Consider the following 233-nt stretch of genomic DNA (forward strand, 5'->3'; position numbering starts at 1 on the left):
GTTCTGGGCCCGGCGCCAGGGTTGGCCGGATGCGCAACCCCTGCATCAGGCGGCTGATTGGCAAGCGGTGCGGGTTGAGCGACGGCCTGTACTGCGTGATGGGCTGGTGGATGCGGCAGAGGTGGTGGTGACAGCGGATCAGCCGTTGGGGGTGTGGCATTTGCAGGGGGTGGAACTGGCACCTGTGGTGCGAAAAATACGCAGTGGCCGGCCTGTTGAGGCGGTGTTGTCAG

Annotated in this window: 1 protein-coding gene; it reads left to right on the plus strand. The window is 65.2% G+C overall.

Features of this window, described 5'->3' with window-relative positions:
- Nucleotides 1-233: hypothetical protein (locus tag SB719_RS22805; RefSeq protein ID WP_412160132.1), on the plus strand; the 233-nt coding region annotated here is incomplete at both ends.

It is taken from the genome of Pantoea sp. SIMBA_079 (assembly GCF_046940275.1).
GTDB classification, from domain to species: Bacteria; Pseudomonadota; Gammaproteobacteria; order Enterobacterales; family Enterobacteriaceae; genus Pantoea; species Pantoea borealis.